General features: G+C 67.0%; 12 protein-coding genes. 8 read left to right on the top strand and 4 right to left on the bottom strand.

Features of this window, described 5'->3' with window-relative positions:
- Positions 1 to 39: 39 nt before the first annotated feature.
- The 7 genes from IB229_RS13830 (at position 40) to IB229_RS13860 (ending at position 15223) form a co-directional block, all read left to right on the top strand.
- Positions 40 to 1776 carry an autotransporter assembly complex protein TamA gene (locus IB229_RS13830; RefSeq protein WP_192329878.1) on the top strand — a complete coding sequence of 579 codons (1737 nt, stop codon included), beginning with the start codon at positions 40 to 42 and terminating at the stop codon, positions 1774 to 1776.
- On the top strand, positions 1773 to 5414 hold the full coding sequence (locus tag IB229_RS13835) for a translocation/assembly module TamB domain-containing protein (protein WP_192329879.1): 3642 nt from the start codon (positions 1773 to 1775) through the stop codon (positions 5412 to 5414). Before IB229_RS13830 ends, IB229_RS13835 begins: the two co-directional genes overlap by 4 nt.
- Before the next feature lie 184 nt (positions 5415 to 5598).
- Positions 5599 to 6099, top strand: coding sequence for a thiol peroxidase (gene tpx / locus IB229_RS13840; protein WP_192329881.1), 501 nt, complete (start codon positions 5599 to 5601; stop codon positions 6097 to 6099).
- 170 nt (positions 6100 to 6269) lie between these two features.
- The gene (locus IB229_RS13845; RefSeq protein WP_192329883.1) at positions 6270 to 7475 is read left to right on the top strand and encodes an MdtA/MuxA family multidrug efflux RND transporter periplasmic adaptor subunit; all 1206 of its coding nucleotides are present in this window, start codon (positions 6270 to 6272) and stop codon (positions 7473 to 7475) included.
- Entirely contained in the window at positions 7472 to 10564 is a 3093-nt protein-coding gene (locus tag IB229_RS13850) for an MdtB/MuxB family multidrug efflux RND transporter permease subunit (protein WP_192329885.1), read from the top strand. The genes IB229_RS13845 and IB229_RS13850 overlap by 4 nt, the downstream gene beginning before the upstream one ends.
- 100 nt (positions 10565 to 10664) lie before the next feature.
- Positions 10665 to 13772: an efflux RND transporter permease subunit gene (locus IB229_RS13855; protein WP_192329887.1), complete on the top strand. Its 3108-nt coding sequence runs from the start codon at positions 10665 to 10667 to the stop codon at positions 13770 to 13772.
- The gene (locus IB229_RS13860; protein WP_192329889.1) at positions 13769 to 15223 is read left to right on the top strand and encodes an efflux transporter outer membrane subunit; all 1455 of its coding nucleotides are present in this window, start codon (positions 13769 to 13771) and stop codon (positions 15221 to 15223) included. Before IB229_RS13855 ends, IB229_RS13860 begins: the two co-directional genes overlap by 4 nt.
- A 27-nt stretch (positions 15224 to 15250) precedes the next feature.
- Here IB229_RS13860 and IB229_RS13865 read toward each other — a convergent pair whose 3' ends face one another.
- The 4 genes from IB229_RS13865 to IB229_RS13880 form a co-directional block, all read right to left on the bottom strand.
- A complete protein-coding gene (locus tag IB229_RS13865; RefSeq protein ID WP_192329891.1) occupies positions 15251 to 15706 on the bottom strand; it encodes a nuclear transport factor 2 family protein in 456 nt (151 codons plus the stop codon).
- 31 nt (positions 15707 to 15737) lie between these two features.
- Positions 15738 to 16988, bottom strand: coding sequence for a HipA domain-containing protein (locus tag IB229_RS13870; RefSeq protein ID WP_192329893.1), 1251 nt, complete (start codon positions 16986 to 16988; stop codon positions 15738 to 15740).
- Complete coding sequence (locus tag IB229_RS13875) at positions 16985 to 17218, bottom strand: helix-turn-helix domain-containing protein (protein WP_192329895.1); 234 nt, start codon at positions 17216 to 17218, stop codon at positions 16985 to 16987. The genes IB229_RS13870 and IB229_RS13875 overlap by 4 nt, the downstream gene beginning before the upstream one ends.
- A gap of 127 nt (positions 17219 to 17345) precedes the next feature.
- Positions 17346 to 18236: a LysR substrate-binding domain-containing protein gene (locus IB229_RS13880; RefSeq protein ID WP_192329897.1), complete on the bottom strand. Its 891-nt coding sequence runs from the start codon at positions 18234 to 18236 to the stop codon at positions 17346 to 17348.
- Positions 18237 to 18362: 126 nt separating this feature from the next.
- Between IB229_RS13880 and IB229_RS13885 the strand changes: the two genes are divergently transcribed.
- On the top strand, positions 18363 to 18818 hold the full coding sequence (locus IB229_RS13885; RefSeq protein ID WP_192329899.1) for a PACE efflux transporter: 456 nt from the start codon (positions 18363 to 18365) through the stop codon (positions 18816 to 18818).

The following is an 18818-nucleotide window of genomic DNA, read 5'->3' on the forward strand; positions in this document are numbered from 1 at the left end:
GGCGCTGGCCCTGCCGCGCGAGCGTGTTAGCATCCCGGCATGAATTTTCGCTATGGATTGCGCGGGCTCCTGTTCCTGAGCCTGCTTAGCCTGAGTGTCGTCGTTCAGGCGAAAGCCTTGCTGGTGGTCAAGGTCGAACCGGGCAATGCGGCCCTCAAAGCCAACATCGAGGCCTACATCGGTGAGCTCGGCGAGCGTGATGAAAATGCCTTGCGCAACTTCCGCCGCAGCGCCGAAGAACAGGCCGCCAAGGCCGCCCAGGCCCTGGGCTACTACCACGCCGAAATAGACAGCCGTGTCGACCTGGGCCGCGAGCGTCAGCCACGCCTGACTTTGCAGGTACGCCCTGGCGAGCCGGTGCACCTGCGTCAGGTCAGCGTGCGTATCGAAGGTGAAGCGGCCAGCCTCGCCGTCTTCAAGGTGCCGCAGAGCAGCCTGTTGCGCAGCGGCGCACAGCTCAATCACGGCGCCTACGAAGACGCCAAGAAACTCATCGAGAACCAGGCGTTGCGCTACGGCTTCTTCGCCGGGCGCTTCCAGCGTCAGACCCTGCAGATCGACCCGCAAGCCGGCCTGGCCGACATCGAGCTGGTGTACGCCAGCGGCCCGCGCTATCGCTTCGGCGCCGTGACATTTCAGGGCGATACGCCGTTCGACGATGAGCTGCTCGAGCGTTTCGTGCCGTTTCGCAGTGGTGCGCCGTACGACGCCGACCTAGTCGCCAAGCTCAACGAAAACCTGCAGCGCAGTGGCTACTTCGACCTGGTGCGGGTCGATGCCCAGCCGCTGCCCGAGCAGGCCGAGGTGATTCCCGTCAGCGTCGAACTGGCGGCGGTGAAACCGCGCAGCTTTGGCCTCGGCCTGGGCTATTCCACCGACGTTGGCCCGCGCGCGCGGGGCAACTGGACGCGGCCCTGGGTCAACGCCCACGGCCACAGCCTGGGCGTGGAAACCGAGGTGTCGACGGTGCGGCAGAACGTCGGCGCCTGGTACCAGATTCCGCTCGACCCACCGCTCACCGACAGCCTGCGGTTCAGCAGCGCCTACCAGCAGGAGCACCTGGTCGATGTCGAAAGCGAGCGCCTGAGCCTCGGCGCGCTATGGCAGAGCCAGCTGGCCAACGACTGGCAGCGCGTGGTGTCGCTGCGCTGGGAGCAGGAGGTCTACGACTACGGCGATGACAGCCCGGACGGGCGCAGCAGCTTCCTCATGCCCGGGCTGAGCTACAACCTGTTGCGTAGCGACTCAACCCTCGACCCCAGCCGTGGCTACCGCCTGCAGGGCGAGGTCAGCGCGGCCAAGCAGGGCTTGCTGTCCGACGCTGACATGGCGCGTTTCAATGCCCAGGCCAAGGGCCTGTACACCTTGCCCGGCGGCCATCGCTTCCTTGGCCGGGTGCAGGTCGGCGGTATCGCCACCAACGACTACGACGCCATCCCGCCGTCGCTGCGTTTCTTCGCCGGTGGCGACCAGAGCGTGCGCGGCTACGACTACCAGAGCCTGTCGCCGGAAGACGACCAGGGCAACAAGGTCGGCGGTCGCTACCTGATGGTCGCCAGCGCCGAGTACCAGTACCCGGTCGCCGAGCGCTGGCGCGTGGCCGCCTTCGTCGACCGCGGCAATGCCCTGGATTCGCCCAACGATGCCAGCAAGACCGGTGTCGGCCTGGGCCTGCGCTGGGTCTCGCCGGTGGGGCCGATTCGCCTCGACCTGGCCCATGCGCTGGATGACGACGGCGGCGTGCGCCTGCACTTCTCCATGGGGCCGGAACTGTGAGGCGCGGACTGCGCTACGGACTCGGCGGCCTGTTCGGGCTGTTGCTGCTCATCCTGCTTGTCTGCGCAGTGCTGCTCGGCAGCCAGGCCGGCAGCCGCTGGTTGCTGGGGCAGGTACCCGGTCTCAACGTCAGCGCCTTCGAGGGGCGTCTCGCCGGGCGCTGGCAGGCCGAGCGCCTGAGCTGGGAACAGGACGGCACGCGCCTGGAGCTGCAGCAACCCGTGCTGGTCTGGTCGCCGTCGTGCCTATTGCGCGGCACGCTGTGCATCGACGAGCTGAGCAGCACGCGCATCGAGCTGCAGCTGGCGCAAACCGACACGCCGAGCGACGAGCCATTCAGCCTGCCAACGCTGCAACTGCCACTGGCGATTCGCCTGGGCGACGTGCATGTCGGCGCGTTCGTCCTCGATGGCAACGAGCAACTGCAAGAGCTGCAACTGCTGGCGACCTGGCAGGCCGATGGCATCCACATCGAACGACTCGGCGCGCAGCTCGATGGCCTCGCACTGACCCTACAAGGCAGCGTCCTGCCTGAAGGTGACTGGCCACTGCAGGCCACGGCCAGCGCACAGTTGCCGGCACCGGACGGGCAGCCCTGGCAGCTCGATGTCAGCGCCTCGGGCGAACTGCTCCAGCGTGTGCAGCTCAAGGGTGAAAGCCAGGGGTATCTCGCCGCCACCCTCACAGGCGAACTGCAGCCGCTGGCCGAGCACCTGCCCGCCAGCCTGCGCATCCACGCCAAAACGTTCCGCGCCGACAGCGAACTGCCTGAGCCCCTGACCCTGCAACAGGTCGAGCTGCAGGCCAGTGGCGACCTGCAGCAAGGTTATGCGGTACACGGCGTGGCGCAGCTGCCGGGTGAGGGTGGAGCGGTGGCGCTGAACCTGGCTGGACGGGTCAACGCGGCCGGTGCCGAGATCAAGCGGCTGCAACTGAGCGCTGGCCCGGAGCAGCTGGTAACACTCACCGGCCAACTTGATTGGCAGGACGCCTTCAGCGCGAGCAGCCAGCTCGACTGGCAGGATTTCCCCTGGCAACGGCTGTTGCCGCAGGAGCAGGCGCCGCCGGTGGCGTTGCGCCACTTGCAGGCCGATCTCAGTTACGCCAGCGAACACTACGCCGGCAACCTGCAGGCCCAGCTGGACGGCCCGGCCGGCGCCTTCAGCCTGGCCAGCCGCCTGACCGGCGACCTGAGCCAGCTGCGCCTGGATGACCTCAAGCTGCAGGCCGGGCAGGGCAGTGCCCAGGGCCATGTGCAGCTGGCCTTCGCCGACGGCATCGGTTGGGACGCGGCACTGCAGGTGGCCGACCTCGATCCGGCCTACTGGCTGGCGGAGCTGCCCGGCAACCTCGGCGGCGCACTGGTCAGCCAGGGCAGCCTGAAGAGTGAACGGCTCGAACTGAACGCCAACCTCGACCTGCAAGGCCGCCTGCGCGGTCAGCGCGCGCAGTTGCAGGCCAATGCAGCTGGGGCAGGTGAGCGCTGGAGCCTGGAGCGCCTCGATCTGCAGGTCGGCAACAACCGCATCAGCGGCCAGGGCCGGCTCGACCGTGAGCTCAGCGGCCAGCTCGACCTGGCACTGGAACAGCTCGGCCAACTCTGGCCACGACTGGCCGGGCGCGCCACAGGCCGACTCGACCTGGCCGGCAGCCTGCAGGCGCCGCAAGGCACGCTGCAGCTGAGCGGTAATGGCCTGGCCTTCGCCGACAACCGCGCCCAGGCGCTGACACTCAATGCCCGGCTTGACGCCGCCCAGCGCGGCAGCGTACAGATCGAGGCGCAGCGCCTGGCCAGTGGTGACACGCGGATCGGCAACCTGCAACTCAACGGCAGCGGCACCCGGCAACGCCAGCAACTCGACCTGGCCCTCGACGGCGGCCCGGCAGAGCTAAAGTTGGCCCTGGCCGGCGACTGGAATGGCAGCGCCTGGCGCGGTCGCCTGGCCAGCGGCAAGGTACAGGGTGGCGGGCAGACCTGGCAGCTGGAGAAACCGGCGCGCCTGGATTACCTGGCCGACGGCCGTCTGGAGTTCGGCGCACACTGTTGGCGCTCTGGCGAGGCGAGCCTGTGTGGCGGCGAGCAGCGCCTGCTGCCGGAGCCGCGCATCGACTACAAGCTGCGCGACTTCCCGCTCGCCAGCCTGGCCCCCTGGCTGCCCGAAGACTTCGCCTGGCAGGGCGTACTGAACGCCGACATCGACCTGCGCCTGCCCGCCGGTGGCCCCAGCGGGCGCGTGCTGATCGACGCCGGCAACGGCGTGCTGCGCATCCGCGAGGAGCAGCGCTGGGTCGAGCTGCCGTACCAACGCCTGCAACTGGACAGTACCCTGCGCCCGCAGCGCATCGACAGCCGACTGGAGTTCGCCGGGCAGGGCCTCGGCCAGTTGCAGCTGGATGCGCAGCTCGACCCGCGGCCGCAGCTCAAACCACTCAGCGGCCAGTTCCGCATCGACGGCGTCGACCTCTCCGTAGCACGGCCCTTCGTCGCCGCGGTGGAAACCCTGGAAGGCCAGTTGCAGGGCGCCGGCACGCTCGGCGGCACCCTGCAGGCGCCCCGGGTGAGCGGTACGCTGAAGCTGAGCGACGGCAAGCTGGCCGGCGGCGACCTGCCAACCGTGATCGAGCAGTTGCAGGTGCAGGCGCGCATCGAGGGTGAGCGCATGGCGCTTGCCGGCGACTGGCGCAGTGGTGAGCAGGGGCAGGGCAGCCTCAGCGGCGACCTGGCCTGGGGCGATGCCACCGAGGTCGACCTGCGTCTGCGTGGCAGCCGCCTGCCGGTGGTGGTCGAGCCCTATGCCAACCTGGAAGCCGACCCCGACCTGCGTATCGCCCTGGCTGCCGGACGCCTGGCCGTCAGCGGCAAGGTGGCGGTGCCGCGCGGCACCATCAGGATTCGCGAGCTGCCACCGCAGACGGTCAAGGTCTCGCCCGATGCACGCGTGGTCGGTGAGCAGACACCGGAAGCCTCGCCGCTGCAGCTGGGCATGGACGTGCAGGTGGATGTCGGCGCCGACCGCCTGCGCTTCATCGGCTTCGGCCTGACGGCGGACCTCAAGGGTCGTCTGCAGGTCGGCGACAACCTGGCCACCCGTGGCGAGCTGGTTCTGAGTAACGGCCGCTACCGCGCCTACGGCCAGCGCCTCGACCTGCGCCGCGCGCGCCTGCTGTTCGCCGGGCCACTGGATCAGCCGTATCTGGACGTGGAAGCCATCCGCAAGGTCGGCGACGTCACCGCCGGTGTACGCCTCAACGGCCGCGCCGACGCACCGCGCAGCGAAGTGTTCTCGACCCCGGCGATGAGCCAGGAACAGGCGCTGTCGTATCTGGTGCTGGGCCGGCCGATGAACAGCGGCGGCGATGGCAACGCCCTCGGCCAGGCGGCACTGGCCATGGGCCTGTCGGGCAGCGCGCCGGTGACCGGGGCACTGGCCGAACGCCTCGGCATCAAGGATTTCCAGCTCGACGACGACGGCGCCAGCGGGCGCCTGTCCGAGCGCCTGAGCATCCGCTACGGCCTCGGTGTGCTGGAGCCGTCGAGCGTGGTGGCGTTACGTTACGAGCTGAGCAAGCGTCTGTACCTGGAAGCCGCCAGCGGCCTGGCCAGTTCGCTCGACCTGTTCTACCGGCGCGACTTCTGATGCCGCCTCTTGCCGTAGGGCCTGCCGTGCACACCAGAGGGGGCAGACGATGCACCTACGGTTTGCCGATCAGCCAGTCAGCCGTTGCTGGATTTCCCCATTCGTCTGGAGGACACTCCAGGCGGTCAACCTGCCGACGACCTTGCGTGTCAGTCGGCGCTTTCTATCTATAAGGACTTTTCACATGGCTCAAGTAACCCTGCGTGGCAACCCGATCCAGGTCGACGGCCAATTGCCGCAAACCGGTGAGCAGGCCCCGGCGTTCAGCCTGGTCGGCAAGGATCTGGCTGACGTCAGCCTGACCAGCCTGGCCGGCAAGCGCAAAGTGCTGAACATCTTCCCGAGCGTCGACACGCCGACCTGCGCCACCTCCGTGCGCAAGTTCAACGCCGAAGCCAGCAAGCTCGACAACACTCTGGTGCTCTGCGTCTCGGCCGACCTGCCGTTCGCCCAGTCGCGCTTCTGCGGTGCCGAAGGCCTGGACAACGTGATCAACCTGTCGACCATGCGCGGCGCCGACTTCCTCAAGAGCTACGGCGTAGTCATCGCCAACGGCCCGCTGGCTGGCGTTGCGGCCCGCGCGGTGGTGGTGCTGGACGAGAACGACAAGGTGCTGCACAGCGAGCTGGTCGCCGAGATCGGCAGCGAGCCGGACTACGACGCGGCCCTGGCCGTGCTCAAGTAACTGGTTTACCCCGCGCTACATCTCGAAACGGCCTGCCCAGCAGGCCGTTTTCTTTTTTGCCTCAGACACTTGGTGCAGCAATACAAAGGGTAAATGGGCGGTAAAGACCCTTTGCACCACAGCTAAGAATCCTTATCGTTCATCCTCCCAAGGAAAGTGACCCCCGGCTCATGTCTGATTCTCGTCCCGCCTCGCGTTTTTCCCGTAAATGGTTGTTCGTCGCGCTGCTGATCGTCGCCGTGGTGCTGCTCTGGTGGCTGTGGCCGAGCAAACCGGTAGGCGGCCCACCGATGGGCGGCGCGCCAGGCCCGTGGGGCGGCCCGGTGCCGGTGCGGGTCACCAGCGTCAGCCAGGGCGACTTCGAGGTCGAGCTCAAGGCGCTGGGCACCGTCACCGCGCTGAACACGGTGAACGTGCGCAGCCGGGTGGACGGCGAGCTGGTCAAGCTGATGTTCGAGGAAGGCCAGCTGGTCAAGGCTGGCGATCTGCTCGCACAGATCGATCCGCGCCCGTATCAGGTCGCCCTGCAGCAGGCCGAAGGCACCCTTGGGCAGAACCAGGCGCAGTTGAAGAACGCCGAGATCGACCTGGCGCGCTACAAGGGCCTGTTCGCCGAAGATTCCATCGCCAAGCAGACCCTGGATACCCAGGAAGCCCTGGTCGGCCAGTACCGCGGCACGGTCAAGAGCAACCAGGCCGCAGTCGCCGAAGCGCGCCTGAACCTGGATTTCACCCGTATCCGCGCGCCCATCGCCGGCCGCCTCGGCCTGCGCCAGGTGGACGTGGGCAACCTGATCACCGCCGGCGACACCACGCCGCTGGTGGTGATCACCCAGGTGCAGCCGATCTCGGTCAGCTTCACCCTGGCCGAGAACGAGCTGGCGCCGGTACTGGCCCGTGTACGTGCCAACGAGAAGCTGCAGGTGCAGGCCCGCGACCGCAGCGAACAGGCGGTGCTCGCCGAAGGCGTGCTGCACAGCCTGGACAACCAGATCGACATCGCCACCGGCACGGTCAAGCTCAAGGCGCGTTTCGAGAACACCGACGAGAGCCTGTTCCCCAACCAGTTCGTCAACGTGCGCCTGCGCGTGGAAACCCGCCATGACGCCACGCTGATTCCCTCGGCGGCGCTGCAGTACGGTTCGCGTGGCACCTTCGTGTTCCTTCTCGATGCCGACGACAAGGTCGTGGTGCGTGCGGTGTCCGTCGGCGCCAGTGATGGCGCCACGACCCTGATCAGCGATGGCCTGAAGGTCGGCGAACGCCTGGTGCTGGAAGGCACCGACAAGCTCAAGGACGGCAGCGCGGTGGAAATCATCGGCGACCCCAACGCCACCCAGACCACTCCGCAGGCTCCGGCGAAGACCGGCGCATGAACGTTTCCCGCCTGTTCGTCCTGCGGCCGGTCGCCACCACGCTGATCATGGTGGCGATCTTCCTCAGCGGCCTGATCGCCTACCGCATGCTGCCGGTGTCGGCGCTGCCCGAGGTGGATTACCCGACCATCCGCGTGCTGACCCTGTATCCCGGTGCCAGCCCCGAAGTGATGACCAGTGCGGTGACCGCGCCGCTGGAGCGCCAGTTCGGCAAAATGCCGGGCCTGCAGCAGATGTCCTCGACCAGTTCCGGCGGCGCCTCGGTGATCACCCTGCGTTTCACCCTGGACGTGAACCTGGATGTCGCCGAGCAGGAAGTGCAGGCCTCGATCAACGCGGCGACCAACCTGCTGCCCGATGACCTGCCCGCGCCGCCGGTGTACAACAAGGTCAACCCGGCCGACACGCCAGTGCTGACCCTGGCCATCACCTCGGCGACCATGCCGCTGACCGAGGTGCACGACCTGGTCGACACGCGCATGGCTCAGAAGATCGCGCAGATCAGCGGCGTCGGCCTGGTCAGCCTGGCCGGCGGCCAGCGCAAGGCCGTGCGCATCCAGGTCAACCCGCAGGCGCTGGCCAGCCACGGCCTCAACCTGTCCAACGTGCGCACGCTGATCAACGCCTCCAACGTCAACCAGCCCAAGGGCAACTTCGACGGCCCGACCCGCGTATCCCAGCTCGACGCCAACGACCAGCTGGAATCGGCAGAGGCCTACCTCGACCTGATCCTCAAGTACGAGAACGGCGCGCCGCTGCGCCTGCGCGATGTCTCGACGATCATCGACGGCGCCGAGAACGAGCGCTTAGCGGCCTGGGCCGATCGCACCCAGACGGTGCTGCTGAGCATCCAGCGCCAGCCCGGCGCCAACGTCATCGAGGTGGTCGAGCGCATCCAGTCGCTGCTGCCGCAGATCACCGCGTCGATGCCGGCGAGCATCGAGGTCAGGCTGCTCACCGACCGCACCCAGACCATCCGCGCGGCGGTCACGGATGTGCAGTTCGAACTGGTGCTGGCCATCGGCCTGGTGGTGCTGGTGACTTTCCTGTTCCTGCGCAAGTTCTCGGCCACCATCATCCCGTCGATCGCCGTGCCGCTGTCGCTGATCGGCACCTTCGGCGTGATGTACCTGGCCGGCTTCTCGATCAACAACCTGACGCTGATGGCGCTGACCATCGCCACCGGGTTCGTGGTCGACGACGCCATCGTCATGCTGGAGAACATCGCCCGCCATCTGGAGGAGGGCGAGACTCCACTCAACGCCGCGCTCAAGGGCGCCCGGCAGATCGGTTTTACCCTGATCTCGCTGACCTTCTCGCTGATTGCCGTGCTGATCCCGCTGCTGTTCATGGCCGACGTGGTCGGCCGCCTGTTCCGCGAGTTCGCCATCACCCTGGCAGTGGCCATCCTGATTTCCCTGGTGGTCTCGCTGACGCTCACGCCGATGATGTGCGCACGCCTGCTCAAGCAGGAGAAAGACGAGGACCAGAGCCGCTTCTACCGTGCCAGCGGGGCCTTCATCGACAACCTGATCGCCCGCTACGCCGTGGGCCTGCAGTGGGTCCTGCGCCACCAGCCGCTGACCTTGCTGGTCGCCCTCGGCACCCTGGCGCTGACCGTGGTGCTCTATCTGGCCGTGCCCAAGGGCTTCTTCCCGGTGCAGGACACCGGGGTGATCCAGGGTATTTCCGAGGCGCCGCAGAGCATTTCGTTCGGCGCCATGAGCGAACGCCAGCAGCACCTGGCCGAGGTCATCCTGCGCGATCCGGCGGTCTCCAGCCTGTCGTCCTACATTGGTGTCGACGGCGACAATGCCACGCTGAACAGCGGCCGCCTGCTGATCAACCTCAAGCCCCACGGCGAGCGTGACGGCACCGCCAGCGAGGTGATCGAACGCCTGCGTCCGGAGCTGGCGCGCATCTCCGGCATCCAGCTGTTCCTCCAGCCGGTGCAGGACCTGACCATCGAGGACCGGGTCAGCCGTACGCAGTTCCAGTTCAGCCTGGAGTCACCGGATGCCGCGTTGCTGGAAGAGTGGACGCCGAAGCTGACCGACGCGCTGAGCCAGCAGCCGGAACTGATCGACGTGGCCAACGACCTGCAGAACCAGGGCCTGCAGGTGTACCTGACGATCGACCGCGATGCGGCTTCGCGCCTCGGCGTGAGCGTCAGCGCCATCGACGACGCGCTGTACGACGCCTTCGGCCAGCGGCAGATTTCCACCATCTACACCCAAGCCAGCCAGTATCGCGTGGTGCTGGAAAGCCAGGACGGCGGCCGCACCGGCCCGCAGGCGCTGCAGCAGCTCCATGTCGCCACCGCCGATGGCCAGCAGGTGCCACTGGTCTCCCTGGCGCGGGTCGAGGAGCGTGCCGCGGCGCTGGTGGTCAACCACATCGGCCAGTTTCCGGCGGTGACCATGTCCTTCAACCTGCGCAGCGGCGTGTCGCTGGGCGAGGCGGTGGCGGTGATCGAGCGGGTGCAGCAGGAAATCGGCATGCCGGCCGGCATCCAGAGCCAGTTCCAGGGCGCCGCCGAGGCCTTCCGCGCCTCGCTGTCGAGCACGCTGCTGCTGATCCTGGCGGCCATCGTCACCATGTACATCGTGCTCGGCGTGCTCTACGAGAGTTACATCCACCCGATCACCATCCTCTCGACGCTGCCCTCGGCGGGTGTCGGCGCCTTGCTCGCGCTGCTGCTGACCGGCAACGACCTGGGCCTGATCGCGATCATCGGCATCATCCTGCTGATCGGCATCGTCAAGAAGAACGCGATCATGATGATCGACTTCGCTCTGGAGGCCGAGCGCCACCAGGGCATGAGCCCGCAGGAGGCGATCTACCAGGCCGCGCTGCTGCGCTTTCGGCCGATCCTGATGACCACCCTGGCCGCGCTGTTCGGCGCCGTGCCGCTGATGCTCGCCACTGGCTCCGGCGCCGAGCTGCGCCAGCCGCTGGGCCTGGTGATGGTCGGCGGCCTGCTGCTGAGCCAGGTGCTGACGCTGTTCACCACGCCGGTGATCTACCTGTGGTTCGATCGCCTGGCCCGGCGTTTCTCGGGCCGTGGTACCGCGGGGGTTCCTGCGTGACAGCCATGCGTAGGAGCGAGCTTGCTCGCGATGCTCTTGTGTCGCCGATGATCGTCGGTGTGCTGAACCGCAACGAGTTGGCTCCTACAGGGGCCGCGGTATGAACCTCTCCGCCCCCTTCATCGCCCGCCCGGTGGCCACGCTGCTACTGAGCCTGGCGATCATCCTGCTCGGCGCCGTCAGCTTCGGCCTGCTCTCGGTGGCACCGCTGCCGAAGATGGATTTCCCGGCCATCGTGGTCGATGCCAACCTGCCTGGCGCCAGTCCGCAGATCATGGCGTCGAGCGTGGCCACACCGCTGGAGCGATCCCTCGGCAGCATTGCCGGGATCAGCGAGATGACCAGCCGCAGCAGCCAGGGCAACACGCGGATCATCATCCTCTTCGACCTTGGCCGTGATGTGGACGCCGCCGCGCGCGAGGTGCAGGCGGCGATCAACGCCTCGCGCAACCTGCTGCCCAGTGGCATGCGCAGCATGCCGACCTACCGCAAGTTCAATCCCTCACAGGCGCCGATCATGGTGCTCTCGCTGACCTCCGACGTCCTCAGCAAGAGCCAGCTGTACGACGTGGCCTCCACGGTGCTGGCGCAGAAGCTGTCACAGGTCACCGGGGTCGGCGAGGTACAGATCGGCGGCAGCTCGCTGCCAGCGGTGCGCGTGGCGCTGGAACCGCGCCTGCTCGACCAGTACGGCATTGCCCTGGACGAGGTGCGCAACGCCATCGTCCAGGCCAGCGTCGACCGTCCCAAGGGCGCGCTGGAGGATGGGCAGCGGCACTGGCAGATCCAGGCCAACGACCAGCTGGACAAGGCCATCGACTACCGCCCGCTGGTGATCCGCTACCAGAACAACGCGCCGGTGCGCCTGGGTGACGTCGCCGAGGTCAAGGACGGTGTCGAGGACCGCTACAACAGTGGTTTCTACAACGACAACGACTCGGTGCTGATGGTGATCAACCGCCAGCCCGGCGCCAACATCATCGAAACCATCGAGGACATCCGCGCCGAGCTGCCGGGACTGCAGGCGGTGATTCCGCCCAGCGTGCAACTGGAAGTGGCGATGGACCGCTCGCCGGTGATCCGCGCCACCCTGCACGAAGCCGAGCGCACGCTGCTGATCGCCGTCGGCCTGGTGATCCTCGTGGTGTTCGCCTTCCTTGGTCGCTGGCGCGCCGCGTTGATCCCCGCGCTGGCGGTGCCGGTGTCGCTGGTCGGCACCTTCGCGGTGATGTACCTGCTGGATTTCTCCCTCAACAACCTGTCGCTGATGGCGCTGATCATCGCCACCGGCCTGGTGGTGGACGACGCCATCGTCGTGCTGGAGAACATTTCGCGGCACATCGAGGCCGGCGAGAAACCACTGGCGGCGGCCTACAAGGGCTCGCAGGAGGTCGGCTTCACGCTGCTGTCGATGAACCTGTCGCTGGTCGCGGTGTTTCTCTCGATCCTGTTCATGGGCGGCATCGTCGGCAACCTGTTCCGCGAATTCTCCATCACCCTGACGGCGGCGATCATCGTCTCGCTGTTGGTGTCGCTGACGCTGACACCGATGCTCTGCGCCCGCTGGCTGCGCCCGGAAGACACCGAGCACCGCCCCAGCCGCATGCAGCAGCTCGGCGGGCGGGTGCAGGAGCGGGTCATGGCGGCCTACGGGCGCAGCCTGGACTGGGCCCTGCGCCATTCACGGCTGACCCTGTTCAGCCTGCTGCTGACCATCGGCTTCAACGTCTACCTGTTCGTCGAAGTGCCGAAGACGTTCATGCCGCAGCAGGACACTGGCCAGTTGCTCGGTTTCATCCGCGGCGACGACGGCCTGTCGTTCCAGGTCATGCAGCCGAAGATGGAAATCTATCGCCGCGCGCTGCTCAAGGACCCGGCGATTCACAGCGTGGCCGGCTTCATCGGCGGCTCCGGCGGGATCAACAACGCCACCCTGATCATCCGTCTCAAACCGATCAACGAGCGCGGCGCCTCATCCCAGGAGGTCATCGACCGCCTGCGCGAGACCATGCCCAAGGTGCCTGGCGGGCGGCTGATGCTGATGTCCGACCAGGACCTGCAGTTCGGCGGGCGCCAGGGACGCAGCACGGAGAACGAATACGTGCTGCTGGCCAGTGACCTGGGCGACCTGAATGTCTGGCTGCCCAAGGTGCGCGATGCGCTGGCGGCGCTGCCGGAGCTGACCGACATCGACGCCAACGAAGGCGAGGGCGCGCAGCAGATCAGCCTGGAAATCGACCGCGCCACCGCGCAGCGCCTGGGCGTGGACATGGCCATGGTCACCGCAGTGCTGAACAACGCCTTCAGCCAGCGGCAGATCTCCACCATCTACGACACGCTCAACCAGTACAGCGTGGTGATGGAGATCAATCCGAAATACGCCCAGTACCCGGAGGCGCTGGACCAGATCCAGTTGATCACCGCCGATGGCGCACGCGTGCCGCTCTCGACCTTCGCCCACTGGAAGCGCAGCCTGGAAGAAGATCGGGTCAACCACCAGGGCCAGTTCGCCGCCGAGAGCATCGGCTACTCGCTGGCCAAGGACGTCACAGCGGACCAGGCCAACCGCGCCATTGCCCGCGCCGTGGCCGAGGTCAACCTGCCCACCGAAGTGCAGGGGCAGATGGGTGGCACCGGCGGCGCCTTCGAAACCGCGGCCAAGGGCCAGCCGCTGATGATCCTCAGCGCGTTGCTGCTGGTCTACGTGGTGCTCGGCATCCTCTACGAAAGCTACATCCACCCGCTGACCATCCTCTCCACGCTGCCCTCGGCGGGTGTCGGCGCGCTGCTGGCGATCCTCCTGACCGGCGGCGAATTCAGCCTGATCTCGTTGCTTGGTCTGTTCCTGTTGATCGGCGTGGTGAAGAAGAACGCGATCCTGATGATCGACCTGGCGCTGCAGCTGGAACGCCAGGACAAGCTGAGCCCGACCGAGTCGATCCGCCAGGCCTGCCTGCTGCGTTTCCGCCCGATCATGATGACCACCCTGGCCGCCATGCTCGGCGCTCTGCCGCTGCTGCTGGGCATGAGCGAGGGCGCCGAGATGCGCCAGCCGCTGGGCCTGACCATCGTCGGCGGGCTGATCCTCAGCCAGGTGCTGACGCTCTACACCACCCCGGTGGTCTACCTCTATCTCGACCGCGCGCGCCACCGGGTCAACCGCTGGCGCGGCGTGCGCACCGATGCTGCTCTGGATACCCCCGTATGACGCCATCACCGCTTCGCCCGCTGTTCATCGTCATCACCACGCTGGCCCTGGGCGCCTGTGCCATCGGCCCGGACTACCAGCGCCCGGCGTCGGCGCCCTCGGCGCAGTTCAAGCAGGCCGCGGGCTGGAAGGCGGCTGCGCCGGCAGACACCGCGCTGCGCGGCAACTGGTGGGAGCTGTACGGCGACGCGGAACTGAACCAGCTGATCGAGCGCCTGAACAGCAACAACCAGAGCCTGGCCAGCGCCGAGGCGCAGTTCCGCCAGGCACGCGCCCTGGCCCGCGGCGCACGGGCGGCGTTCTTTCCTTCGCTGAACCTCAACACCGGCGTGACACGCGCCGGGCAGGGCGGTGGCGACAGCACCATCAGCACCAGCGATGGCGTTGCCGTCAGCGGCTCGAATGCCTCGCGCGTGTCGAAAACCTACGACGCCAGCCTCGGCGTGAGCTGGGAGCTGGACGTGTGGGGCAAGCTGCGGCGCCAGCTGGAGGCCGACAACGCCAGCCTGCAGGCCAGCGCCGCCGACCTCGCCGCGGTGCGCCTGAGCCAGCAGTCGGAACTGGTGCAGAGCTACCTGCAGTTGCGTGTGCTCGATGAACAAAAACGTCTGCTCGATGAAACCGTGGTGGCCTACCAGCGCGCGTTCAAGATCGCCGAGAACCAATACCGCGCCGGCATCGTGCCGCGCTCCGACGTGACCCAGGCGCTGACCCAGCTGCGCGGCACCGAGGCCGAAGCGGTCGACCTGGAATACCAGCGCGCGCAACTCGAACACGCGCTAGCCGTGCTGGTCGGCGTGGCGCCGTCGGAGTTCGACCTGGCGGCGCGCGCGGCCTACATCCCGAGCCTGCCGGCGGTGCCGCTGAGCCTGCCGTCGAGCCTGCTCGAACGGCGCCCGGACATCGCCGCCGCCGAGCGCCGGGTGATGTCCGCCAACGCCTCCATCGGCGTGGCCAAGGCGGCCTATTACCCGGACCTGACCCTCAGCGCCACCGGCGGCTACCGCAGCGGCAGCTTCAACGACTGGATCAGCACGCCGAACCGCTTCTGGTCGATCGGCCCGCAGTTCGCCATGACCCTGTTCGACGCCGGCCTGATCAGCTCCCAGGTCGAACAGGCCGAGGCCAGCTACGACCAGACCGTCGCCGACTACCGGCAGACCGTGCTCGAAGGCTTCCGCGAGGTCGAGGATTACCTGGTGCAGCTCTCGGTGTTCGAGCGCGAGGCGGTGGTGCAGCAGCAGGCGCTGGATGCGGCGCGTGAATCGCTGCGCCTGATCCTCAACCAGTACAAGGCCGGCACCGTGGAGTTCACCGATGTGGTCAGCGTGCAGACCAGCGCGCTGTCCAACGAGCGCACCAACCTGACCCTGCAGGGCAATCGCCTGACGGCCAGCGTGCAGCTGATAGCCGCCATGGGCGGCGGTTGGCAGGCGCCAGCCGAAGAATGAGCGAGGGCCCGCCGCCGCGGGCCTGAATCAGGGCTGGATGACCACTTCAACCAGGGTGATCTTCGGTTCCCCATCGACCAGACGCAGGCTGGCGGTCTCCTGGGAGCGCGATTGCTGTGTCTGTCCCTGGAGCTGATAGCGTTCTTCGGTCAGGCCGCTGAGCGTGGCGCTCTGGCCATCGGTGGCGATCTCGACATGCTGGATCGCCACCGTTACCTGATAGCCGTCCAGTGTGCTCCAGCCCCGGCGCAGCAGCTCGCGGTACTGCTTCATGTCCAGGTTCATGTCACCCCCGGCAGCGGCGGCCTTGATATGCACCCGCGCATCCTCGCTCATGTGCCCGAGCACGCCGTCGATGTCCCTGGCCTGCGCGGCGGCGGTGAGCTGGTTGTAGAAGGCGCGAACGCTGTCCTCGGTCAGCCGATCGGCAGCGTAGGCCTGGGGCAGGGCGAGCAGCAACAGGGACAAGATCAGTGCTTTCATGGGTAATCCTTGGGGCAGGGAAGGAACGGGTTCAGCTTAGCTGCTGCAGCATGTCGGCCAACACGCCGTGACGGATCTGCCGCAGCAGGCGCAGTTCGCCGGCGCCGAGGCCCAGCTCCAGGGCGATCTGCAGTTGCCGGTCGGTCGCGGGCGGCAGGGCAGCGAGCAGCACATCCAGCAGGCGCTCGCTGACCTTTCCCGGCAGGCCGAGCACCTCGCCAAAAGCCAGCACGTCGGCACGGCGCAGTTCACCGAAACGCCGCGCCTGGCCCATCGGCCAGGACAGTTCGGCATTGCCCCAGCCATTGTCACGGGCGTACACGCTGGTACTGAGCAGGTCGTAGTGCGGCGTCAGCTCCACACCCTGGGCACCGACGAAGAACGACAGGTTCTTCAGGTGCGCGTCGTTGTTGCCCAGCAGCGCGTTGAACAGCGCCCAGCGGAACAACGATTGGCGGCTCAAGGCCTTGCTGCGGCACAGCGCGACCAGTTGCTGCAGGGTATCCAGGGTCGCCATGCGGTATTTGTAGACGCGGTCGATGGACAGCAACTGGCAGGCGTCCAGCACATGCCGGCGGCGCAGTTGCTCACCTGCTGGCTCGCGGTCGAAGCGCTGGATCAGGTACACCGACTGCGGCACACGACGCAGCTCCACCGCCGGCACCGGCAGTTTCACCGCCGCCGCTGCGCTCATCACGAACCACTCGTTGGCGGCGCTGTGCGGGTAGTTGTCGATGTCCGGGTGATCGGGTTTGAGGATATGCGTCGACGGCGTCTGCCCGACCGGTTCGAGCAGATTGCCGTCGCGCAACACCACGGCCAGCTTGTGCTGAGCCCCCGCGAGCGACATGCGCTTGGGCGCGGCCTGGCCCAGGGATACCCGCGGCAATGCATCGATTCGCTGGGCCAACTCGTGTTCCGGCAGCACCTGCAGGCCGCCGGGTGGCAGCGGTTGCTCTGGCAGCAGCAGGGTCAGCGCGCCGGCCGACTCGGCGCCGTAGTGCGCGAGCAGGGCGAAGGCGTCCGCCACGTCGACCTTGGCATCCTGGGCGAGCAGGGTGCGCGCCTGCTCCTCGGGCAGCAGGTTGTCGAAGAACCACTGCACTGGGCGCTGGCTGGCACCGTCACGAATTTCTCCGCTGGCCCGCGGCAGCTGCGGCGACAGGTCGAAGCTCGCCGCATCCTGCTGCCAGGCAGATTCGTAGCGGAACAGCCACAGGTTGTCCTGCTCGGCGAGCAGGCCAACGCAGCGCTCATTGAGCCAGACCTGCAGCTGCCTCACGACTCGTCTCCATCCGGCACCTGCAGCAGCAGACGCACGCCGAGTTCGTCGAGCAGGCGCAGGACCTTGCCCAGTTGCACGGTTTCCTTGCCCAGCTCCACGTCACGCAGGAACACATGGCTGGCACCGATGATCGCGGCGAGGTCGTCCTGACGAATGCCCTGTTGGCGCCGCAGGCTGCGGGCGAGGGCGCCGAGGTCGGCGGTGTTGTCGATGGGAATGAGCGGCATGCGAAGCACCTAAATCTAAGCTGTGGTTTAGATTAGTGCGGTTTTAGGCGTGCATTCAAGTAAATCTAAGCTGTGGCTTAGATTTATAGGTGTCAGCGCCCGTGGCGGGCGTTATCTAAGCTGTAGCTTAGATTTTTACGCCGGCACTTTCGGCACGCAGCCAGTCGAGAAAGGCCTGCAGTGCCGGTTGGCGTTCCCGCCCAGGTACACAAACTGCCAGGTAGCGGGCTCCGGCCAGGCGGATCTGCGGGCGGTAGGGCACGAGCAGGCCGCTGGCCAGGCTGTCGGAGGCGAGTACCGAACTGGCCAGCACCAGTCCCTGACCGGAAATCGCAGCCTGCAGCGCATAGTGCTCGTCCGGGTAATCACGGCGCACGCTGTGCTGCAACCAGTCCTCGCCAACTGCAGCGCTCCAGTGCTGCCAGTCCGGGAGGCCCGGTTGCGGTGTGGCCCAGGCCACGCCGATCAGCTCCGTCGCACAGTCCGGCAGGCGCTCGACCAGCGCGGGCGTGCCGTAGGCGCTGAAGCACTCCTCCATCAGCGGGATTTCCAACAGCTGCGGGTATTCGCCGAAACCGCAGCGAATGGCGAGGTCGAGGCTGGCGTCGCGCTGCAGGTCGGCCAGGGTGTTGCTGGTTTCGATGCGCACGCGGATGCCCGGGTGGCGCTGGTAGAAACGTCCCAGCCGCGGGATCAGCCAGAGCGCGGCGAACGCCGGCGTGGTGCTCAGACTGAGGCTGTCAGCGTGCTGCACAGGACGCAGCGCCTCGACGCCGCGGCTGATCTCCAGCAATGCCCCATGCATGTTTTGCTGCAAGCGCTCGCCGCCTTCGCTGAGGCGCACGCCACGGCCCAAACGCTCGAACAGCGGCGCGCCGAGCCAGTCTTCGAGGCTGCGGATCTGGTGCGATACCGCGGTGGGGGTGACGTTCATTTCCTCTGCCGCCGTCTTGAAGCTGCCCAAGCGAGCGGCGGATTCGAAGGTGCGCAGGGCAGTCAGTGGCAGGCAGGCGAACATGATGACTCCAAGGATGAAATTTACTCACCTGGCTGCACTATACGTCATTTGTTTCAGCGCTCCAGGCTGCCTAGATTGCCGCCCATGAACACGCCTCGACCGAGGTGTGGCAGAGGGACAACGACAATGCAGGGTTCACGTCGCAAGGTGGTTCAGGCACTGCTCTACGAACTCGTGGCAATCGCCTTCGTCTCGCCACTGATCGCCTGGGCGTTCGATGAAAGCATGGCCCATTCGGGTGCCCTGGCGCTGCTGCTGTCGCTGATCGCGATGGCCTGGAACATGCTGTTCAACGCCTTGTTCGAGCGCTGGGAAACGCGTCAGGCATGCCGCACTCGCAACCTCACGAGGCGCCTGTTGCACGCCGGCGGATTCGAGGGTGGCCTGGCGATCATCCTGATTCCGGTGATGGCCTGGTGGCTGGAGATCAGCGCCCTGACGGCGCTGCTCGCGGACCTCGGCCTGCTGGTGTTTTTCTTCTTCTACGCCTTCGTCTTCCAGTGGGCGTTCGACCTGCTGTTCGGCGTACCGGACTCGGCCAGGGACATCGCCACTACACAGGAAGCAGACTGCCTAGGATGA

The organism is Pseudomonas sp. PDM14 (assembly GCF_014851905.1).
Lineage (GTDB): Bacteria > Pseudomonadota > Gammaproteobacteria > Pseudomonadales > Pseudomonadaceae > Aquipseudomonas.